Consider the following 14,526-nt stretch of genomic DNA (forward strand, 5'->3'; position numbering starts at 1 on the left):
GCTAGGCGGGCCAGGCCGCCACGGGCGTGTCGGGGTGCACCTTCATGATGCGGCAAGGCACCTGCACGAAGTTGGAGATCCAGGCGGCGGCCAGCTCCCCTTCGTCGATCACGTCGATGGCCTGTTCGCCGACCTTCATGCTGTAGCGCACGCTGTCGTCGTCTTCGATGACGTCCAGCGGGATATCCATGCGCAGCATGCCGGGCGCCTTCAGCACCAGGTAGCCCAGCCGCAGTTCGACCGACACCTCGGCCAGCCGGGGACACAGGCCGCGGTTCAGCCACTGCCCGGAATCGTTGGCGATCAGCCACTGGCGATGGTAGCCGGCGGCCTCCGACTGCGGCGTGACGCCGCATTCGGCGATGGGTTGGAAGTGTTCGGCGCTCATTTGCCCAGCAGTCCCTTCAATGCCTTGTCGACGGCGCCGCCGTTCTTGCCCTTGCCGGTGACGGCCTCGCGCAGCTTGTTCTCCAGGCTGCGCTTCAGGATGGAGCCCACTGCGTCTTTCCAGAGCAGCGTGTAGGACGGCTTCTCGAACGGCCCCTTGACGTGCACGGGGATGGTCACGTCCTTCAGGTCGATCAGTTCCTTGCCTTCGGGATCGGCGGCCGGATTGACCACGCGCGCGCGCGCCACCAGGTCCAGTTCGCTCTTGACAAAATCGATCGTGGCCGGCTCGCCCTGCGTCACGCGCAGCAGGGGCGAAACGACGTTCAGGCGCTTCACGGCGGCCACGCCCTTGGTGAACGCCAGGTCCGCGTCCATCTCGGAGAATGCCGTCTGCTTGCTGGTGTCGGCGGCAACGGTCTCGTCCTGCGACTCAGGCTTGAACGCCGCCTTCAGTTCGCGCAGCGTCTGCGTGAGGTTGATGCCCTTGACCGCGCCGTCGCGCAGGCGCAGTTGCAGGGTGCCGCCCAGGCCGCTCTTCAGAGCATAGGCGTTGGCGCCGGCCGTCTTCAGGTCCAGCGCCAGGCTGCCCGTGCCGCTGAGCACGTTCTGGCGCGCCAGGTCCATCAGGAACGGTTCGATCGCAATGCCCGCCAGCGACATCTTGGTGGCCAACTGGTTGCCCTGCGCGGCGTCGACCGTCAGGGCGCCCGCCAGCTTGCCGCCGTACAGGCCCGCCGTCAGGCTGGTGATTTCCAGCTTGCCCTTGTCCAGCTTCACCGAGGCCCCGACGTCGTCGGCCTTCAGGCCGCGCACCACCAGCTTGCCGACCTTCAGCGTGCCGTTGACGCTCGGGCCGATCAGCGCGGACAGGTTGATCGAATCGTCGGCGGGCGCCGGCGCGGGCTGCGCCGGCTTGCTTTCGTCCTTCTTGCCTTCGGCGGGCGGCTTGGCTGCGGGCGCCGCCGCGGGCGGCACCAGTTTGTCCAGGTCCAGCGTATCCACGGCCAGCGCGAAATTCACGCGGGGCGCGTCGCTCAGCTTGGTGATGTCGGCGCTCAGGTCGAACTTGCCGCCCTCCAGCACCGCGTTGATCTTGCTGGTCGCCTGGTCCTTCAGCAGATCGGCCGTCACGCTGCCGATCACGGGGATCTGCAGGCTGCCCTTGGGCAGCCCCGGGTCTGTGATGTTCACATCGCCGCGCAAGGCGGACAGACCGCCGCTGCGCTGCAGGAGATTCAGCGACAGCGGCGAGGCGAAGTTCAGCTTGACCACGCGTTCGCCGTTCTTGGACGTGCTGTCCAGCTTGGCTTCCTTGATGTCGAGCTCGCCGGCGTTGCCGCTGATGCCGTTCAGGCCGAAGCTGGCGTCCAGGCCGGCGAGGCGCACGCGCCCGGTCAGCGCCTCGCCGGTGGCCGAGGCGGGGGAGATATTGAGCGCCGGCGCGTCCACGGCGACTTCGAACGGGCCGTCGGCCACGCCGCCCTTGGCGCGGATGGCCAGCTTCTCGATCTGCAACTGGCTCTTGTGCGGGTCGATCGAGAGCTTGGGCATGGCGACGCTGGCTTCCACATTGGTGGCGCGCGCGGCGGGATCGGTGACGTCGCCCTGGAACACGACTTCCAGGCCGGCCACGTCCAGCGCCGACTTCTGGCCGTTGAACGCCAGGTTGCCGCGCATGGCCAGGCTCTTGGCTTCCGCGCCCGGCAGCTTGCCGTCCATGCGCAGGTCGAGCTTCTGCGCGGCATAGCGCTTGGCGGACGGGTCCAGCGTCAGCAAGGCCTGGCCGGTCAGGTTGGCGTCGACCCGCGGGTTGCCGCCTTCGACGCGCGCGGTCAGGCGCACGTCGAACGGCTGGTTGAACGTGACGCGGCCGGTATTGGCGTTGATCTTGGTGACGGCCACCGCCATGCCGGTGATGGCGTCCTGCAATTGCACTTCGCCGTCCTTCAGGTCCAGGCCGGCGATGTCGATCTGCATGTTGTTGCGCGGCTGCGGCAGGCTGCCGTTGGTGATGGCCTGCGCCGCGGTCTGGGCCGCGCCCACCAGCGCTTCCGCCGGATTGGCCGGCACCGCCGTGATCGGCGAGGTGCCGCCCACGAGGTTGCTGAAATTGAACATGCCCTGCTTGTCCCGGATCACGCGCGCCTTGAGGCCGCTGATGGCCACGTGGTCCACCACGAAGCTGTTGGACAGCAAGGGCCACACCGCGACCGCCAGGCGGGTGCTTTCGATGGAAGCGAAGGTCTCGGCGCTATCCGGCTCGGACAGCGACACGCCCTGCACCGACAGCCCGATGCGCGGGAACAGCGACAGCTCGATCTCGCCGTCGATCGTCAGCGTGCGGTGATAGCGTTGCTGGACAAGCTCTTCCAGCTTGTACTTGTACGCATTGGGGTCGAATGTCAGCAAGAAGATGGCCAGGCCAACGACGGCCACGACAACCAACACCACCAGGCCTATCAAAATGCGCTTGAACCACGTTTTCATTGCCGCCCCGTCGGTACCTCGACTGGAAATCCTTGAATGCCGTCCATCGCGCCGGAACGCGGGGATGGTGCTTTGCCGGAGGAAAAGACCGCCGGGCATGTGACGCCGTCGGCCTTTCAGGCGTGCCCTCGCTCTTGCCGAGCCAGGGCCGCGGCGCCAAAACGGGGAGGGTCTGCCAAGGAAGGCCAGGTGAATGGCGCCGGCCCGGCCGGCGCACAGATAACGCTATCGTAACAAATCGGGCCGGCTTCGCGAGGCCGCCGGGACATTCCCCGGAATATCCTGGGCCGCGGGCCCCCGGCCCCGCGAAAAACCGGGCGGGAAAGCTGACGGTTTTCTGTCCGCCGCATTGTAGGGCTAGAATGATTGACACATCAATCATTGATCTATCCAACAATGCCCGCCCCCGCTTCCGGCACCCCGCACTCACCCGGCCAGGTGCTTCCCTTCCGGCAAACCCTGCTCGCCATGCTCGGCATGTGCTTCGTCATGATGATGGTCGCCATCGACCAGACCGTGGTGGGCACGGCGCTGCCCACGATTGTGGCCGAACTCAAGGGCTTCGAACTGTATGCATGGGTAGCGACGTCTTACCTGCTGACCTCCGTCATCACCGTTCCCATCTTCGGCCGGCTGGGCGACTACTACGGGCGCAAGCCGTTCGTCGTGACGGCCATCGTGCTCTTCACCCTGGCCTCGGCGCTGTGCGGCGCGGCCGACAGCATGCTCACCCTGGTTCTGGCCCGGGCGCTGCAAGGCATCGGCGGCGGCATGCTGGTGGGCACCGCGTTCGCCTCCATTCCCGACCTGTTCCCCGATCCCCACGTGCGGCTGCGCTGGCAGGTCATGCTCAGTTCCGCCTTCGGCATCGCCAACGCGGTGGGCCCGACCCTGGGCGGCGCGCTGACGGAACACTACGGCTGGCGTTCGGTCTTCTACGTGAACCTGCCCATCGGCGCCCTGGGCCTCTGGTTCGTCACGCGCTACCTGCCGCACCTGCGCAACCACACGGCCGGCCCCGTGCGCCTGGACTGGCAGGGCGCGCTGCTGGTCGCGCTGGCCCTGGGTTCCCTCCAGTTGCTGGTCGAATTGCTGCCCCAGGAAGGGCTGAGCGGCGCGATCCTGCTGCTCGGCGCGGGCAGCGCCGCCGCCTTCGCCCTGCTGTACTGGTGGGAAAAACGCTGCCCGCATCCGCTGCTGCCGCTGGACATGTTCCGCAACCGCGGCCTGGCCATGCTGTTCACGCTGGCGCTGCTGGTCGGCGTGACCATGTATTCGCTGCTGTTCTACGCGCCGCTGCTGCTGCAGGGCGGCTTCGGCCTGTCGCCCCAGGAAGCGGGCCTGCTCATCACGCCCATGGTCGTCTTCATCACCGTGGGCAGCATCGTGAACGGCCGGATCATCACCCGGATCCGCCATCCGAACCGCATGCTGTACGCGGGCTTCATCCTGATGGCGCTGTCGTGCCTGGGCATCGTCACCACCCACAGCTATACCTCGCACGCGGTCATCGCCGCGTACATGCTGATGGCCGGGCTGGGCATGGGCTTCATCATGCCCAACCTCACGGTCTTCGCCCAGCAGACCGCGGGCCGCAGCCACCTGGGCATCGCGACCGCGCTGCTGCAATCCCTGCGCATGATCGGCGGCATGCTGGGCACGGCGATCGTCGGCACCATGGTCAGCCACAGCTATTTCAGCGGAGTCGAATCCACCCTGCGCGGGGCGTCCGCCCGCTGGCTGCCGGAACTGAACGATCCCCAGATGCTGGTCAATCCCGAGGCGCAGACGCAGTTCCTGGCACAATTGGCGCACCAGGGCCAGGATGGAACGTCGCTGATCGAGATCGCGCGGGTCGCGCTCGTCGGCGCCATCCATGAAGGGCAGCTCATCGCCCTGGCCGTCGCCGTCTTCGCCCTCTGGTGCGTGCGGCGCGTGCCCCCGGTTCAATTGGTCCGCCCCTCCAAGCCGGAGCCGGCCAGCGTCGGAGAATAGCTTTTGCCGAAACAGCAACAAGGCCTGCAGGTCATCCAGCACATGGGCCTGACCTACCGCGTCATGCAGAGCGCGTTCAGCGGACGGGTCGGCCACGCCCTGCCCCGCTGGCGCATCCTCCTGGCCTTGCATGAATGCGGCCAGTGTTCGCAGAAACACCTGGCGGAACGCTGCCGCCTGGATCCCGCCTCCCTCACGCGCCAACTGCAGGCCATGGAAAAGCTGGGCTGGATTGCGCGCGCCGTGGATCCGCAGGACAACCGCCTGACCAACGCCAGCCTCACGCCGGCGGGGCAGGCGGTCGTGAACGACGCCCTGCCCAGGCGCGCGGCCTTCTTCGAAGAGTCGCTCAAGGGACTGTCGGCGGCCGACATCGACACCCTGAACCGCGTGCTCAGCGTGCTGGAACAGAATTTCCTGCATGCCGCCGCGGACAAGCCTTCGCAGGGCTGACGCGCGGCGCCGGCCTACTCGGGCGGATTGCGGCGCTCGAACTGCGCGATGGCATGCAGCAGGAACGGCGCGAACTTCGCGGCGTAATCCTTTCCGGTCCAGGCATTGGACGAACCCGACAGGTGCAGGGCCCCGTAAGGCGAACCCTGCGCATTCGTCACCGCGGCGGCCAGGCTGACCTCTCCCATGATGAACTCGTCGACGACCAGGGCATAGCCCTGGTCGCGGGCCTTCTTCACCTCGGCCTTGACCGCCTTGGCGGCGATCAGGGTCTTGGGCGTATGGGCCGCCAATTCCGCGGCGGCCAGGCGGGACGACGCCTCGGCCTCGTCCAGGCGTGACAGCACGGCCCGCCCGCCCGCCGTGCAGTAGAGCGGGACGCGCCGGCCGACCAGCGATGCATGGTAGTGCTCGGTGTGGGTCTGGTGCCGCATGACGTGGACCAGTTCGTTGCCATCCAGCAGGGACAGGCTGATCTTCTCGCCCGTGGACTTCGACAGTTCCAGCATGATGGGATTGAGCGCCTCGACCAGCGCATGCATGCGCAGGAAATGGAAGGTCAGGTTGAGCATGCCCGTGCCCAGCCTGTAGCGCCGCGTCTGCGCGTTCTGCTCGAGATAGCCTTCGGCGCACAAGGTGTGCGCGTAGCGCTGGGCCGCGCTCTTGTCCAGGCCGCTCATGGCCATGATCTCCATCAGGCCGAGGTCGCCCGATGCGTTCTTGAAACAGTCCAGGACCCGGAAGGCCTTGCCCACGGACCCTACGTACAGTGCGTTGGTCGTCATCGTTTTACCTAATGTACGGGTTTTCTCAAGTAGCACATAATAATACCAAGTATTAAATAACAATACCCGAGGAACACGCAATGAATCTCGAGGCCGGACTCACCGCGGCGCAATGGCTCGAAAGCCGGCAGCCGGAAATGCTTGCGCTGCTGGAGGATATCGTCAATATCGACTCAGGCAGTTTTGACAAACCCGGCGTGGCGCGCGTATTCCGGCGGCTGGAATCGTTCTTCGCGTCGCACGGGCTGGAAACGGTCTCCCACTACGCAGGCGGCGTCGAAGCCGCGATCTCCGTCACCGTGAACCGCGCGAGCCCCACGGGCAAGCCCGTATTGCTGATGGGGCATTGCGACACCGTCTTCCCGGCGGGCGAGGCGGCCCGCAGGCCCTTCCGCATCGACGGGGCCCGCGCCTACGGCCCGGGCGTGGCCGACATGAAGTCGGGCATCGTCATGAACGCCTTCCTGCTGGCCGCCCTCGCCCGCTACGGCGAAGGCGCTCCGGAAGTCACCGGCCTGTTCACCTGCGACGAGGAAATCGGATCGCCGCTCAGCAAGGACGCGATCGCGCATTTCGGCAAGCTGGCGGGCTTCGTGTTCAACGCCGAACCGGGACGCCCGTCCGGCAACGTCGTGACCGGACGCAAGGGCGGCGTGTTCTTCAACATGGAAATCGAAGGCAAGGCGGCGCACTCCGGCGCGAACTTCGCCGAGGGCATCAGCGCGATCTCCGAACTGGCGCACAAAGTCGTGGCGCTGGACGCCTTGACCGACCTGGACGCGGGCGTCACCGTCAACGTCGGCCTGGTGAACGGCGGCCTGTCCGTCAACACTTCCGCGCCCTCCGCCACCGCCGCGATCGACCTGCGCATCTTCGACCTCGAACAGCGCGAATCCCTGGTCGGCAAGATCCGCTGCATTTGCGACAGATCCTTCATCACCGGCACCTTGTCCAGGCTGGACATCACCGGCGAATTCAAGCCCTTCGTGCCCACCGCCCAGTCCCGCAGGCTGTTCGAGCTGTACCAGGCCGAACTGGGCGCGATCGGCCACAAGGCGGAAGCCGAGTTCAGCGGCGGCTGCGCGGACTCGGGCGTGACGTCCAGCCTGGGCGCCATCACGCTGTGCGGCACGGGCCCCGTCGGCGGGAAGTTCCACACGCAGGATGAATATTGCGAGATCGGCACCATCGTCCCGCGCGGGCAGGCGGTGCTCAACACGATACTGCGGCTTGCCCACACCCAGTGGTAAGCGGCGCAAACGTCGCGGCCTTTCCGCCCGGCATTCTCACCAGGTGCTTTTCATGACTTCACACGCATTGCAGACACGCCGCGCCCTCCTCAAGGCCGGCACGGCGCTGGCGTTGGCCCCCGCCGCATGGATGAAAACCGCGCACGCGCAAGCCTATCCGGCCGGGCCGGTCAGCATGATGGTCCCCTATCCCGCCGGCGGCCCCAGCGACGTCAGCGCCCGCATCCTCAGCGGCCCGATAGGCGACAGCCTGGGCGCGCGCGTCGTGGTCGAGAACCTGGGCGGCGCCACCGGCACGATCGCCGCCTCGAAAGTGCTGAACGCCAAGGCCGACGGCGGCGTGTTCTTCCAGGGCACGCAGAACGAACTGATTCTTCCGCCCCTGACCAATCGCGCCGTGCGCTACCAGCCGGACGCCTTCGAGAGCATCCAGCCCATCACCGTGACGCACCTGGTGCTGCTGGTGCGCGCCGGCCTGCCCGCCAACACCGTGGATGAATTCCTGAAACTGGCCGGCGAGCGCGACGCATCGAACTCCCTGACCTACGGAACGGTGGGCGTCGGCTCGCTCTATCACCTGATCACCGAGTACCTGGGCAAGACCGTGAAGGTGCCCTTCACCCACGTGCCCTACAGCGGCACGGCGCCCGTCATCCAGGACCTGGCGGGCGGCCAGATCGACTTCAGCATCATGCCCTTCCAGGCTTCGATGCTGGAGATGATCCAGGGCGGCCGCTTCAAGGCGCTTGCGGTCCTGTCGCGGAACAGGCCCGCGGTGCTGGCGAAAGTGCCCAGCATCACCGAAACGCCGGCCCTGGCCAACTTCGAGTACGCCAGCTACGCCGGCTACTACGTGAAGAAGGGAACCCCGGTCGCGATCAAGGAAGCGCTGAACAAGGCCATCGGGCAAGCCCTGGAGAACCGGGACGTCGTCGCCAAGCTGGAGGCGGACGGCCGCAACGTCTCGCCGCGCATGAGCCTGGACGAGGCGGCGGCCGCCTACGCGGCCGAAATCGCGAAGCACAGGGAAATGATCCGCGCCACGGGATACGTCCAGGCGGGCTGAGGCGTGCGCCAGGGGCCGGCCGCGCGCAAAGCCCGATCCCGGCGCGTGGCTGGCCGACGTGCTGCCGACGGGACGCTATTGAACGGCGGGAGGCTCCGCCTGACCAGCCTGTGCACGCTGCCAATCGCCGCGATGGCGTTCGATGTGCTCGCGCAAGTGGTCCACGAGGGTGCGCGTCGCCACTGACGGAAAACGATTGGGCGCGGTCAGCAGGTAGATCGCATCGCCCACGCCTTCGGGCTCCAGCTCGGGCAGCACTTCGACCAGCGCGCCCTCGCGCAACTGGCTCCACACCGCATAGCGCGGAAGCAGCGCCACGCCCAGGCTCGCGAGCACCGCGTCACGCAGGAACGGATAGTCCCCGGATTGCAGGCGCGGCGCCACGCGCAGCAGCAGGGGATCGCCATGAGCGCGCTTGCAGCGCAGATCGAAGCGCCTGCCCAGCGATTGGGGCGCAATCAGCGTGCAGCGGCCCAGTTGCTCCAATTGCACGATGGGGCCGTAGTCGCCCAGGAAAGCAGGCGTGGCGCACAGACACCATTGCACGTCGCAGATGCGGCGCGCGACATGGTCTTCCGGCGGCGCGGAGGTGATCTTCAACGCCATGTCGACCTCGGCCGACACCAGGTCGCCGATGGCGTCATTGATGTGTACGCGCAATGAAATATCCGGATAGCGGCGCGTGAAATCGAGCAGCACGGGCGCCAGGTACAAATGGCCCAGGCCCGTCGGCAAGCGGATGCGGACATCGCCGCGCACGCTGCCGTCCAGGCTGTGGATGGAGGCCTGGGCCGCGCGCATTTCGTCCAGCAGGCGCACGCCGTGCTGGTAGAGCAACTGGCCAGCCTGCGTCAGTTCGACATGCCGGGTCGTGCGGCGCAGCAACTGCGACCCCATTGCCAGTTCCAGCCGTTTCAGCCGATGCGACATGTTCGAACGCGTCATGCCGCAGCGATCGGCGGCGGCGCTGAGATTGCGCGACTCGACCATTGCGACGAACAGCCTCACCAGATTCAGGTCCAGCTCTTTGTCAATCATGGTTCACCATTCAAGGCACAACTACGCAGATTGTCCAGCCGACGGGCCGAGTCTACCATCGGCTCATCGACTCTTTCCCCGGAATGCCATGGACTCCGCCGTTGCCGCCGAAGTGAACCACGGTCCTTTTTCCGGCCTGCGCGTGCTCGATATCAGCCAGGGCATCGCCGGCCCGTATTGCGCGCAGATGCTGTGGCAGCACGGGGCGGAGGTCGTCAAGGTGGAGCCTCCCGCCGGCGACTGGGGCCGCCACGTGGGCACCGTGGCCGGCGCGCACAGCGCGCTGTCCACGGCCTATAACGCAGGCAAACGCGGCGTCTGCCTGGACGCCCGCCACCCAGCAGGGCGCGAGGCGCTGCGCCGCCTGGCAGACAGTGCCGACGTATTGATCCAGAATTTCCGGCCGGGCGTGGCCGCCCGCATGGGCGTGGGTTACCAGGACCTGGCGCCCAGGGCGCCCGGCCTGGTGTACGTATCGATCAGCGGCTACGGCGAAGACGGCCCCTACGCCAACGCCCCCGCGTCCGATTCCGTCATGCAGGCCGACAGCGGCCTGATGTACGCCAACCAGGACGAGGCGGGCGTGCCGCGCCGCATCGGCGTGCTGATGGCCGATATCGCCACCGCGCTTTACGCCGCGCAGGCGGCCATGGCGGCGCTGTACCGGCAGGCCCGGACAGGGACGGGCGGACACGTCCAACTGAGCCTGTTCCAGGCTTGCGCCGCGCTGCAGGCCAACGACATCCTGGCTTACGGCATGGCGGGCGCGCGCCGCGCCGGACCGGTGAGCGCGCCCAACGGCGTGTTCGACACCACCGACGGACGCCTGTCGGTGCTGGCGCTGAACAACGACCAGTTCGCCCGGCTCTGCCGCGCCCTGGAACGCCCGGAATGGCTGCTCGACCCCGCCTATGCGGACAATGCCGGCCGCATGGAGCGGCGTGAGGAACTGCACCGGGAGCTGGCCGCGCAGCTCGCCACCCGGCCGTCCTCCCATTGGACCGAACGGCTGACGCGCGAGGACGTGCTGCATGCTCGCGTGCGCGACTACGACGATCTGGCCTCCCATGCGCAGGCCGCGCACGTGGGCCTCCTGCAAACGCTGGTCCAGCCCGGCGTGGGCAATCTACCTTACGCGCCGCTTCCAGGCCTGGCGCAACGCCGCCCGCTCGCCGCCTCGCCCGCGATAGGCCAGCACTCCCGCGAAGTCCTGGGCGATTGGGGCTGGAGCCCGCCCGAGATCCAGGCGCTGCTGGCGGCCGGCGCGCTGGTGCAGGGCTGCGCCCAGAAGGAGCCCCGCTGATGCGCGCCCTGCTCTGCGAACGATTCGGCCCGGTGCGGGACGTGGCGCTGCTCGACACGTCCGACGCGCCATCCCCCGGCCCCAGCGAAGTCACCATCGCGGTGCATTACGCCAGCGTCAGCCATGCCACCAAGCTACTGATAGAAGGCCGCTACCAGACACGCCCGCCGATGCCTTTCGTGCCAGGCACCGAAGCCGTCGGCCAGGTGCTTGCCTGCGGCAGCGCGGTGACGCGCCTGCGTCCCGGCGACAGGGTCGTGGCGCTGGCGCGCTGGGGCTGCTACGCCGAACGGCTGACGCTGCCCGAGCACACCGTCTACGCCGTGCCGGACGGCCTCGATCCGCTCCAGGCGTTGCCCGTTCCCATATCCTACGGCACGGCGTACTGCGGCCTGCTGTGGCGCGCGGCCATGCAGCCCGGCGAGACCGTGCTGGTACTGGGAGCGGGTTCGGGCGTCGGCCTGGCGGCGGTGGAACTGGCCGCCCTGCTGGGCGCGCGTGTCATCGCCTGCGCCAGCACCGAGGCAAAGCGCCAGGCCGCGCGTAACGCGGGCGCCTTCCACGCCATGGCGGCCGACGACGGCATGGCCGCCGCCGTCAAAGCGCTGACCGCCGGCCGCGGCGCCGACATCGTGTTCGATCCCGTGGGCGGCGCCGCGTTCGGCCGGGCAATCCGGGCCGCGGCGGCCAACGCGCGCATGCTGTCGGTGGGATTCGCCAGCGGCGACGTACCGCAGGCGCCATTGAACCTGCTGCTCGTGAAGAACATCGCGTTGCACGGATTCTTTTTCGGGCGCTATATCGGCTGGACCCCGGCAGACGAGCGCGTGGTCCACGCGCCCGCCATGCAGCGGGCCATGGCGACCCTGTTCGACTGGACGCGCAGTCAGCGCATCCATCCCGCAGTAACGGCGGTCTATCCGATCGCCGAACTCGCCGCCGCGCTCCAGGCATTGGAGAGCCGTCAGGTCGTGGGCAAAGTGGCGCTCAAAATAATATCGGAGACTAGCCCATGCAATCCATTACCGCCCATCGCGGCAGCAGCACGAGACGCAACATCCTGAATCTGCGCGCGGCGCTTGCCCTGGCCGTCGCATGCACTGGCGCGCTGGCCATCGCTCCCGCCTGCGCCGCGGACGACTATCCCAGCCGTCCGATCACGATGGTGGTGCCCTACCCCCCGGGCGGCCCCACCGACATCGTCTCCCGGTTGGTCGCGGCCGAGATGTCCAAGACCATCGGCCAGAACATCATCGTCGACAACAAGCCCGGCGCCAGCGGCATGATAGGCGCGGACCTGGTGGCCCGCGCCGCGCCGGACGGCTATACCTTCCTGGCGAACGCATCGCTCCACGTCATCAATCCGTATATCTACCGTTCCATGCGGTATGACGCGTTCAAGGACTTCACGCCGATCACGCAGCTAGCCGATGTACCGCTGGTGCTGGTGGTGCCGCAGACCAGCCCCGTGAAAACCCCGCAGGACCTGGTGGCGCTGGGGAAAGCCCAGCCATTGAATTTCGGCTCGGCCGGCAGCGCCTCGGCCCAGCAGCTTGCCGGAGAATCCTTCAAGGCGCGCACTGGCTTGCCAATGCAGCACGTGCCCTACAAGGGCAGCGCGCCGGCGCTGACGGACCTCGTCGGCGGACAGATCCAATTCATGTTCGACTCGATGCCGTCGGCCACCCCATTCATCAAATCGGGCAAGCTGCGCGCGGTGGCGGTCACGGTCGCGCAGCGGGTGGCGGAATTCCCGGATGTGCCGACCATGGCCGAATCGGGTTTCCCCGGCTTCGACATCAGCACCTGGTACGGCCTGTGGGCCCCCAAGGGCACGCCGCCGGCCATCGCCGCCAAGCTCGCGGAACACGCGGCGATGGCGTTGCGCCAGCCGAACGTGATCAGCCAGTACGCCTCCATGGGCGCCAAGCCCGTCGGATCCACGCCCGAGGCCTTCGCCCGGTTCAACGCGGCCGAAGGCGAGAAATGGCGGGGTATCGTGACGGCGGCGGGTATTACCCCGCAATAGCGGACCGGGTTGCCCCGGCCCGGTCCCGCGCGCCCGATTGCTCCACGATGATCTTCATGAAATCGTCGGCCAGGCGGTGCGAGACGCCTTTGGCGCGCACCGCGTAGACCTGGGCCGTCGCCGTCAGGCCCTGGACGGGTAGAAACAGGATATCGCTGCGGCTGTCGTCGGCAACCGACCTGCCGACCAGCGCATACCCCAGGCCGGCGGCGACCAGGCCCAGCGCGGTGTGGATCTCCTTCGCCTCGTATCCCACGCGCACCCTGGCGCCCGCCTGCTCCAGCGCCTGGATGGTGGAGCGGGCAAAGCTGCTTTCCGGATCCTTCGGATAGCTGATGAAAGGCATGCCGGCCAGATCGCCGGGCGTGAGGCGCTTGCGCTTTGAAAACGCCCCCGCGGAAGGCACCGCCGCAACCAGCGCATCATCGAACAGCGGGAAATAATCCAGGTCGTCCTCTTCGGTACGCGGCCCCATGGCGCGCGACAGCCCGACGTGGATGAGCCCGCTGCGCAAGGCCTCGCCCTGGTGTTCGCTGAGGATCTCGGTCAGGTCGATGCGCACCTTGGGCAGGTCCACCTTCATCCGGCGCACCGCATCGGGCAGCACCGAAAAAATAGTCGAACGCGTGAACCCGATGCTGAGCCAGCCGAAATGGCCCGAGGCCATGTCCTGGGCTTCGTCGAACAGCCGCTGGGCATCGGCCAGCAGCGCCTTGGCCTTGGGATAGAGGAAGCGCCCCAGCGGCGTCAGCGTCATGGGCCGCGTAGAACGGTCGAACACTTTCGCGCCCAGCATGGCCTCCAGTTGCCCAAGCTGCATGCTGACCGCCGTGGGCACCACATGCAAGCGCTGCGCCGCCAGATTGGCGTTGCGGGTCTCGACCACTTCGCAAAAGAATTGCAGGGATTTCAGGTTCATGGAAATTGATCTTACGCTCAAAAATGCTTGATTGCTTTCCACTTTTCATTAGCTGAACATGGGATCACATGCACGCATTCCTGCGCCGGAACCTGGAGACCCTGTTGATTCCCGATATGAACGAACCCGAATGGCTGCGCCTGAGCCGCGGGCTTTCCACCGCCGAAGTATCCGACGCCCTCGACTACTTCAACCTGCCCGGCAGCGCGCCAGGCATCCGGCCCGTCGCAGGGCCGGCCAAGCTCTTCGGCCGCGCCTACACCGTCCGCTTTGCGCCGATAGACCACGCCCAGCCCGGAACCGTGGGCGACTTCATCGACCGGCTTGCTCCCGGCACCGTCGCCGTGCTGGACAACGGCGGCAGAACGGACTGCACGGTATGGGGGGGAATTCTCAGCCGCCTGGCCGCGCACAAGAACATCGCCGGCACCGTCGTGCATGGCGTGTGCCGCGACACCGCCGAAGCCGATGAGGCCGGCTATCCCCTGTATGCCTGCGGCGCCTTTATGCGCACCGGCAAGGATCGGGTGCAAGTGCAGGCATACGAAGAACCCGTGAGCCTGGGCGACGTGCGGGTGTGTCCTGGAGACCTCGTGATCGGCGACGCCGACGGGGTGGTGGTGGTGCCGCAGGCCAGCATGCAGGAGGTCCTTGGCAAGGCCCTGGAAACGCACGCACTGGAAACCAGGATATTGGATGCCGCCCTGAACGGCATGCCGCTGGCCGAGGCGCGCAAGAAATTCGGCTACCACACGCTGCAGCGCTCGCCGGACAGGCTGATGGACCGATCCTGATCTTCAGGCGCCGACAA

Annotated in this window: 13 protein-coding genes; 8 read left to right on the plus strand and 5 right to left on the minus strand. The window is 67.2% G+C overall.

Annotation, left to right across the window (positions count from 1 at the left end; translation table 11 throughout):
• Window position 1: 1 nt before the first annotated feature.
• Together WHX56_RS30200 and WHX56_RS30205 are read right to left on the minus strand one after the other, a co-directional pair.
• On the minus strand, window positions 2–388 hold the full coding sequence (locus WHX56_RS30200; protein WP_338879827.1) for an MOSC N-terminal beta barrel domain-containing protein: 387 nt from the start codon (window positions 386–388) through the stop codon (window positions 2–4).
• Window positions 385–2,877 carry an AsmA family protein gene (locus WHX56_RS30205; RefSeq protein ID WP_129245408.1) on the minus strand — a complete coding sequence of 831 codons (2,493 nt, stop codon included), beginning with the start codon at window positions 2,875–2,877 and terminating at the stop codon, window positions 385–387. Before WHX56_RS30205 ends, WHX56_RS30200 begins: the two co-directional genes overlap by 4 nt.
• A gap of 396 nt (window positions 2,878–3,273) precedes the next feature.
• Between WHX56_RS30205 and WHX56_RS30210 the strand changes: the two genes are divergently transcribed.
• The gene (locus WHX56_RS30210; RefSeq protein ID WP_287753001.1) at window positions 3,274–4,872 is read left to right on the plus strand and encodes an MDR family MFS transporter; all 1,599 of its coding nucleotides are present in this window, start codon (window positions 3,274–3,276) and stop codon (window positions 4,870–4,872) included.
• Between the two features lie 3 nt (window positions 4,873–4,875).
• On the plus strand, window positions 4,876–5,325 hold the full coding sequence (locus tag WHX56_RS30215; RefSeq protein ID WP_129245404.1) for a MarR family winged helix-turn-helix transcriptional regulator: 450 nt from the start codon (window positions 4,876–4,878) through the stop codon (window positions 5,323–5,325).
• A gap of 14 nt (window positions 5,326–5,339) precedes the next feature.
• Here WHX56_RS30215 and WHX56_RS30220 read toward each other — a convergent pair whose 3' ends face one another.
• Entirely contained in the window at window positions 5,340–6,110 is a 771-nt protein-coding gene (locus tag WHX56_RS30220) for an IclR family transcriptional regulator (RefSeq protein ID WP_338879828.1), read from the minus strand.
• Between the two features lie 80 nt (window positions 6,111–6,190).
• On the opposite strand from WHX56_RS30220, the gene WHX56_RS30225 reads away from it, so the two are divergent.
• Complete coding sequence (locus WHX56_RS30225; protein ID WP_338879829.1) at window positions 6,191–7,360, plus strand: M20 family metallopeptidase; 1,170 nt, start codon at window positions 6,191–6,193, stop codon at window positions 7,358–7,360.
• A 52-nt stretch (window positions 7,361–7,412) separates the two neighbouring features.
• Entirely contained in the window at window positions 7,413–8,426 is a 1,014-nt protein-coding gene (locus WHX56_RS30230; RefSeq protein ID WP_338879830.1) for a tripartite tricarboxylate transporter substrate binding protein, read from the plus strand.
• Between the two features lie 75 nt (window positions 8,427–8,501).
• Here the strand turns inward: WHX56_RS30230 and WHX56_RS30235 are convergent, their stop codons facing one another.
• Complete coding sequence (locus WHX56_RS30235) at window positions 8,502–9,464, minus strand: LysR family transcriptional regulator (RefSeq protein ID WP_287752995.1); 963 nt, start codon at window positions 9,462–9,464, stop codon at window positions 8,502–8,504.
• Between the two features lie 88 nt (window positions 9,465–9,552).
• Here WHX56_RS30235 and WHX56_RS30240 point away from each other — a divergent pair, with 88 nt between their 5' ends.
• The 3 genes from WHX56_RS30240 to WHX56_RS30250 are packed head-to-tail and all read left to right on the plus strand — an operon-like array spanning window position 9,553 to window position 12,796.
• Window positions 9,553–10,767 carry a CoA transferase gene (locus WHX56_RS30240; RefSeq protein ID WP_338879831.1) on the plus strand — a complete coding sequence of 405 codons (1,215 nt, stop codon included), beginning with the start codon at window positions 9,553–9,555 and terminating at the stop codon, window positions 10,765–10,767.
• Window positions 10,767–11,831, plus strand: a complete 1,065-nt coding sequence (locus WHX56_RS30245) for an NADPH:quinone oxidoreductase family protein (protein ID WP_338879832.1) — start codon at window positions 10,767–10,769, stop codon at window positions 11,829–11,831. The genes WHX56_RS30240 and WHX56_RS30245 overlap by 1 nt, the downstream gene beginning before the upstream one ends.
• Window positions 11,780–12,796: a tripartite tricarboxylate transporter substrate binding protein gene (locus tag WHX56_RS30250; RefSeq protein ID WP_338879833.1), complete on the plus strand. Its 1,017-nt coding sequence runs from the start codon at window positions 11,780–11,782 to the stop codon at window positions 12,794–12,796. The genes WHX56_RS30245 and WHX56_RS30250 overlap by 52 nt, the downstream gene beginning before the upstream one ends.
• Here WHX56_RS30250 and WHX56_RS30255 read toward each other — a convergent pair.
• Entirely contained in the window at window positions 12,783–13,715 is a 933-nt protein-coding gene (locus WHX56_RS30255; RefSeq protein ID WP_338879834.1) for a LysR family transcriptional regulator, read from the minus strand. The genes WHX56_RS30250 and WHX56_RS30255 overlap by 14 nt on opposite strands.
• A 68-nt stretch (window positions 13,716–13,783) precedes the next feature.
• Here WHX56_RS30255 and WHX56_RS30260 point away from each other — a divergent pair, with 68 nt between their 5' ends.
• A complete protein-coding gene (locus tag WHX56_RS30260) occupies window positions 13,784–14,509 on the plus strand; it encodes an RraA family protein (protein ID WP_338879835.1) in 726 nt (241 codons plus the stop codon).
• Window positions 14,510–14,526: the final 17 nt, after the last annotated feature.

Origin of the sequence: Achromobacter veterisilvae, from assembly GCF_037619525.1 — a bacterium.
In the GTDB taxonomy this organism is placed as follows: Bacteria; Pseudomonadota; Gammaproteobacteria; order Burkholderiales; family Burkholderiaceae_B; genus Achromobacter; species Achromobacter veterisilvae.

What these genes read in the sequence shown, in the direction of transcription:
- WHX56_RS30200 (WP_338879827.1), bottom strand. Translation starts at nt 388, where the DNA reads ATGAGCGCCGAACACTTCCAACCCATCGCCGAATGCGGCGTCACGCCG.
- WHX56_RS30205 (WP_129245408.1), bottom strand. Translation starts at nt 2,877, where the DNA reads ATGAAAACGTGGTTCAAGCGCATTTTGATAGGCCTGGTGGTGTTGGTT.
- WHX56_RS30210 (WP_287753001.1), top strand. Translation starts at nt 3,274, where the DNA reads ATGCCCGCCCCCGCTTCCGGCACCCCGCACTCACCCGGCCAGGTGCTT.
- WHX56_RS30220 (WP_338879828.1), bottom strand. Translation starts at nt 6,110, where the DNA reads ATGACGACCAACGCACTGTACGTAGGGTCCGTGGGCAAGGCCTTCCGG.
- WHX56_RS30225 (WP_338879829.1), top strand. Translation starts at nt 6,191, where the DNA reads ATGAATCTCGAGGCCGGACTCACCGCGGCGCAATGGCTCGAAAGCCGG.
- WHX56_RS30230 (WP_338879830.1), top strand. Translation starts at nt 7,413, where the DNA reads ATGACTTCACACGCATTGCAGACACGCCGCGCCCTCCTCAAGGCCGGC.
- WHX56_RS30235 (WP_287752995.1), bottom strand. Translation starts at nt 9,464, where the DNA reads ATGATTGACAAAGAGCTGGACCTGAATCTGGTGAGGCTGTTCGTCGCA.
- WHX56_RS30240 (WP_338879831.1), top strand. Translation starts at nt 9,553, where the DNA reads ATGGACTCCGCCGTTGCCGCCGAAGTGAACCACGGTCCTTTTTCCGGC.
- WHX56_RS30245 (WP_338879832.1), top strand. Translation starts at nt 10,767, where the DNA reads ATGCGCGCCCTGCTCTGCGAACGATTCGGCCCGGTGCGGGACGTGGCG.
- WHX56_RS30250 (WP_338879833.1), top strand. Translation starts at nt 11,780, where the DNA reads ATGCAATCCATTACCGCCCATCGCGGCAGCAGCACGAGACGCAACATC.
- WHX56_RS30255 (WP_338879834.1), bottom strand. Translation starts at nt 13,715, where the DNA reads ATGAACCTGAAATCCCTGCAATTCTTTTGCGAAGTGGTCGAGACCCGC.
- WHX56_RS30260 (WP_338879835.1), top strand. Translation starts at nt 13,784, where the DNA reads ATGCACGCATTCCTGCGCCGGAACCTGGAGACCCTGTTGATTCCCGAT.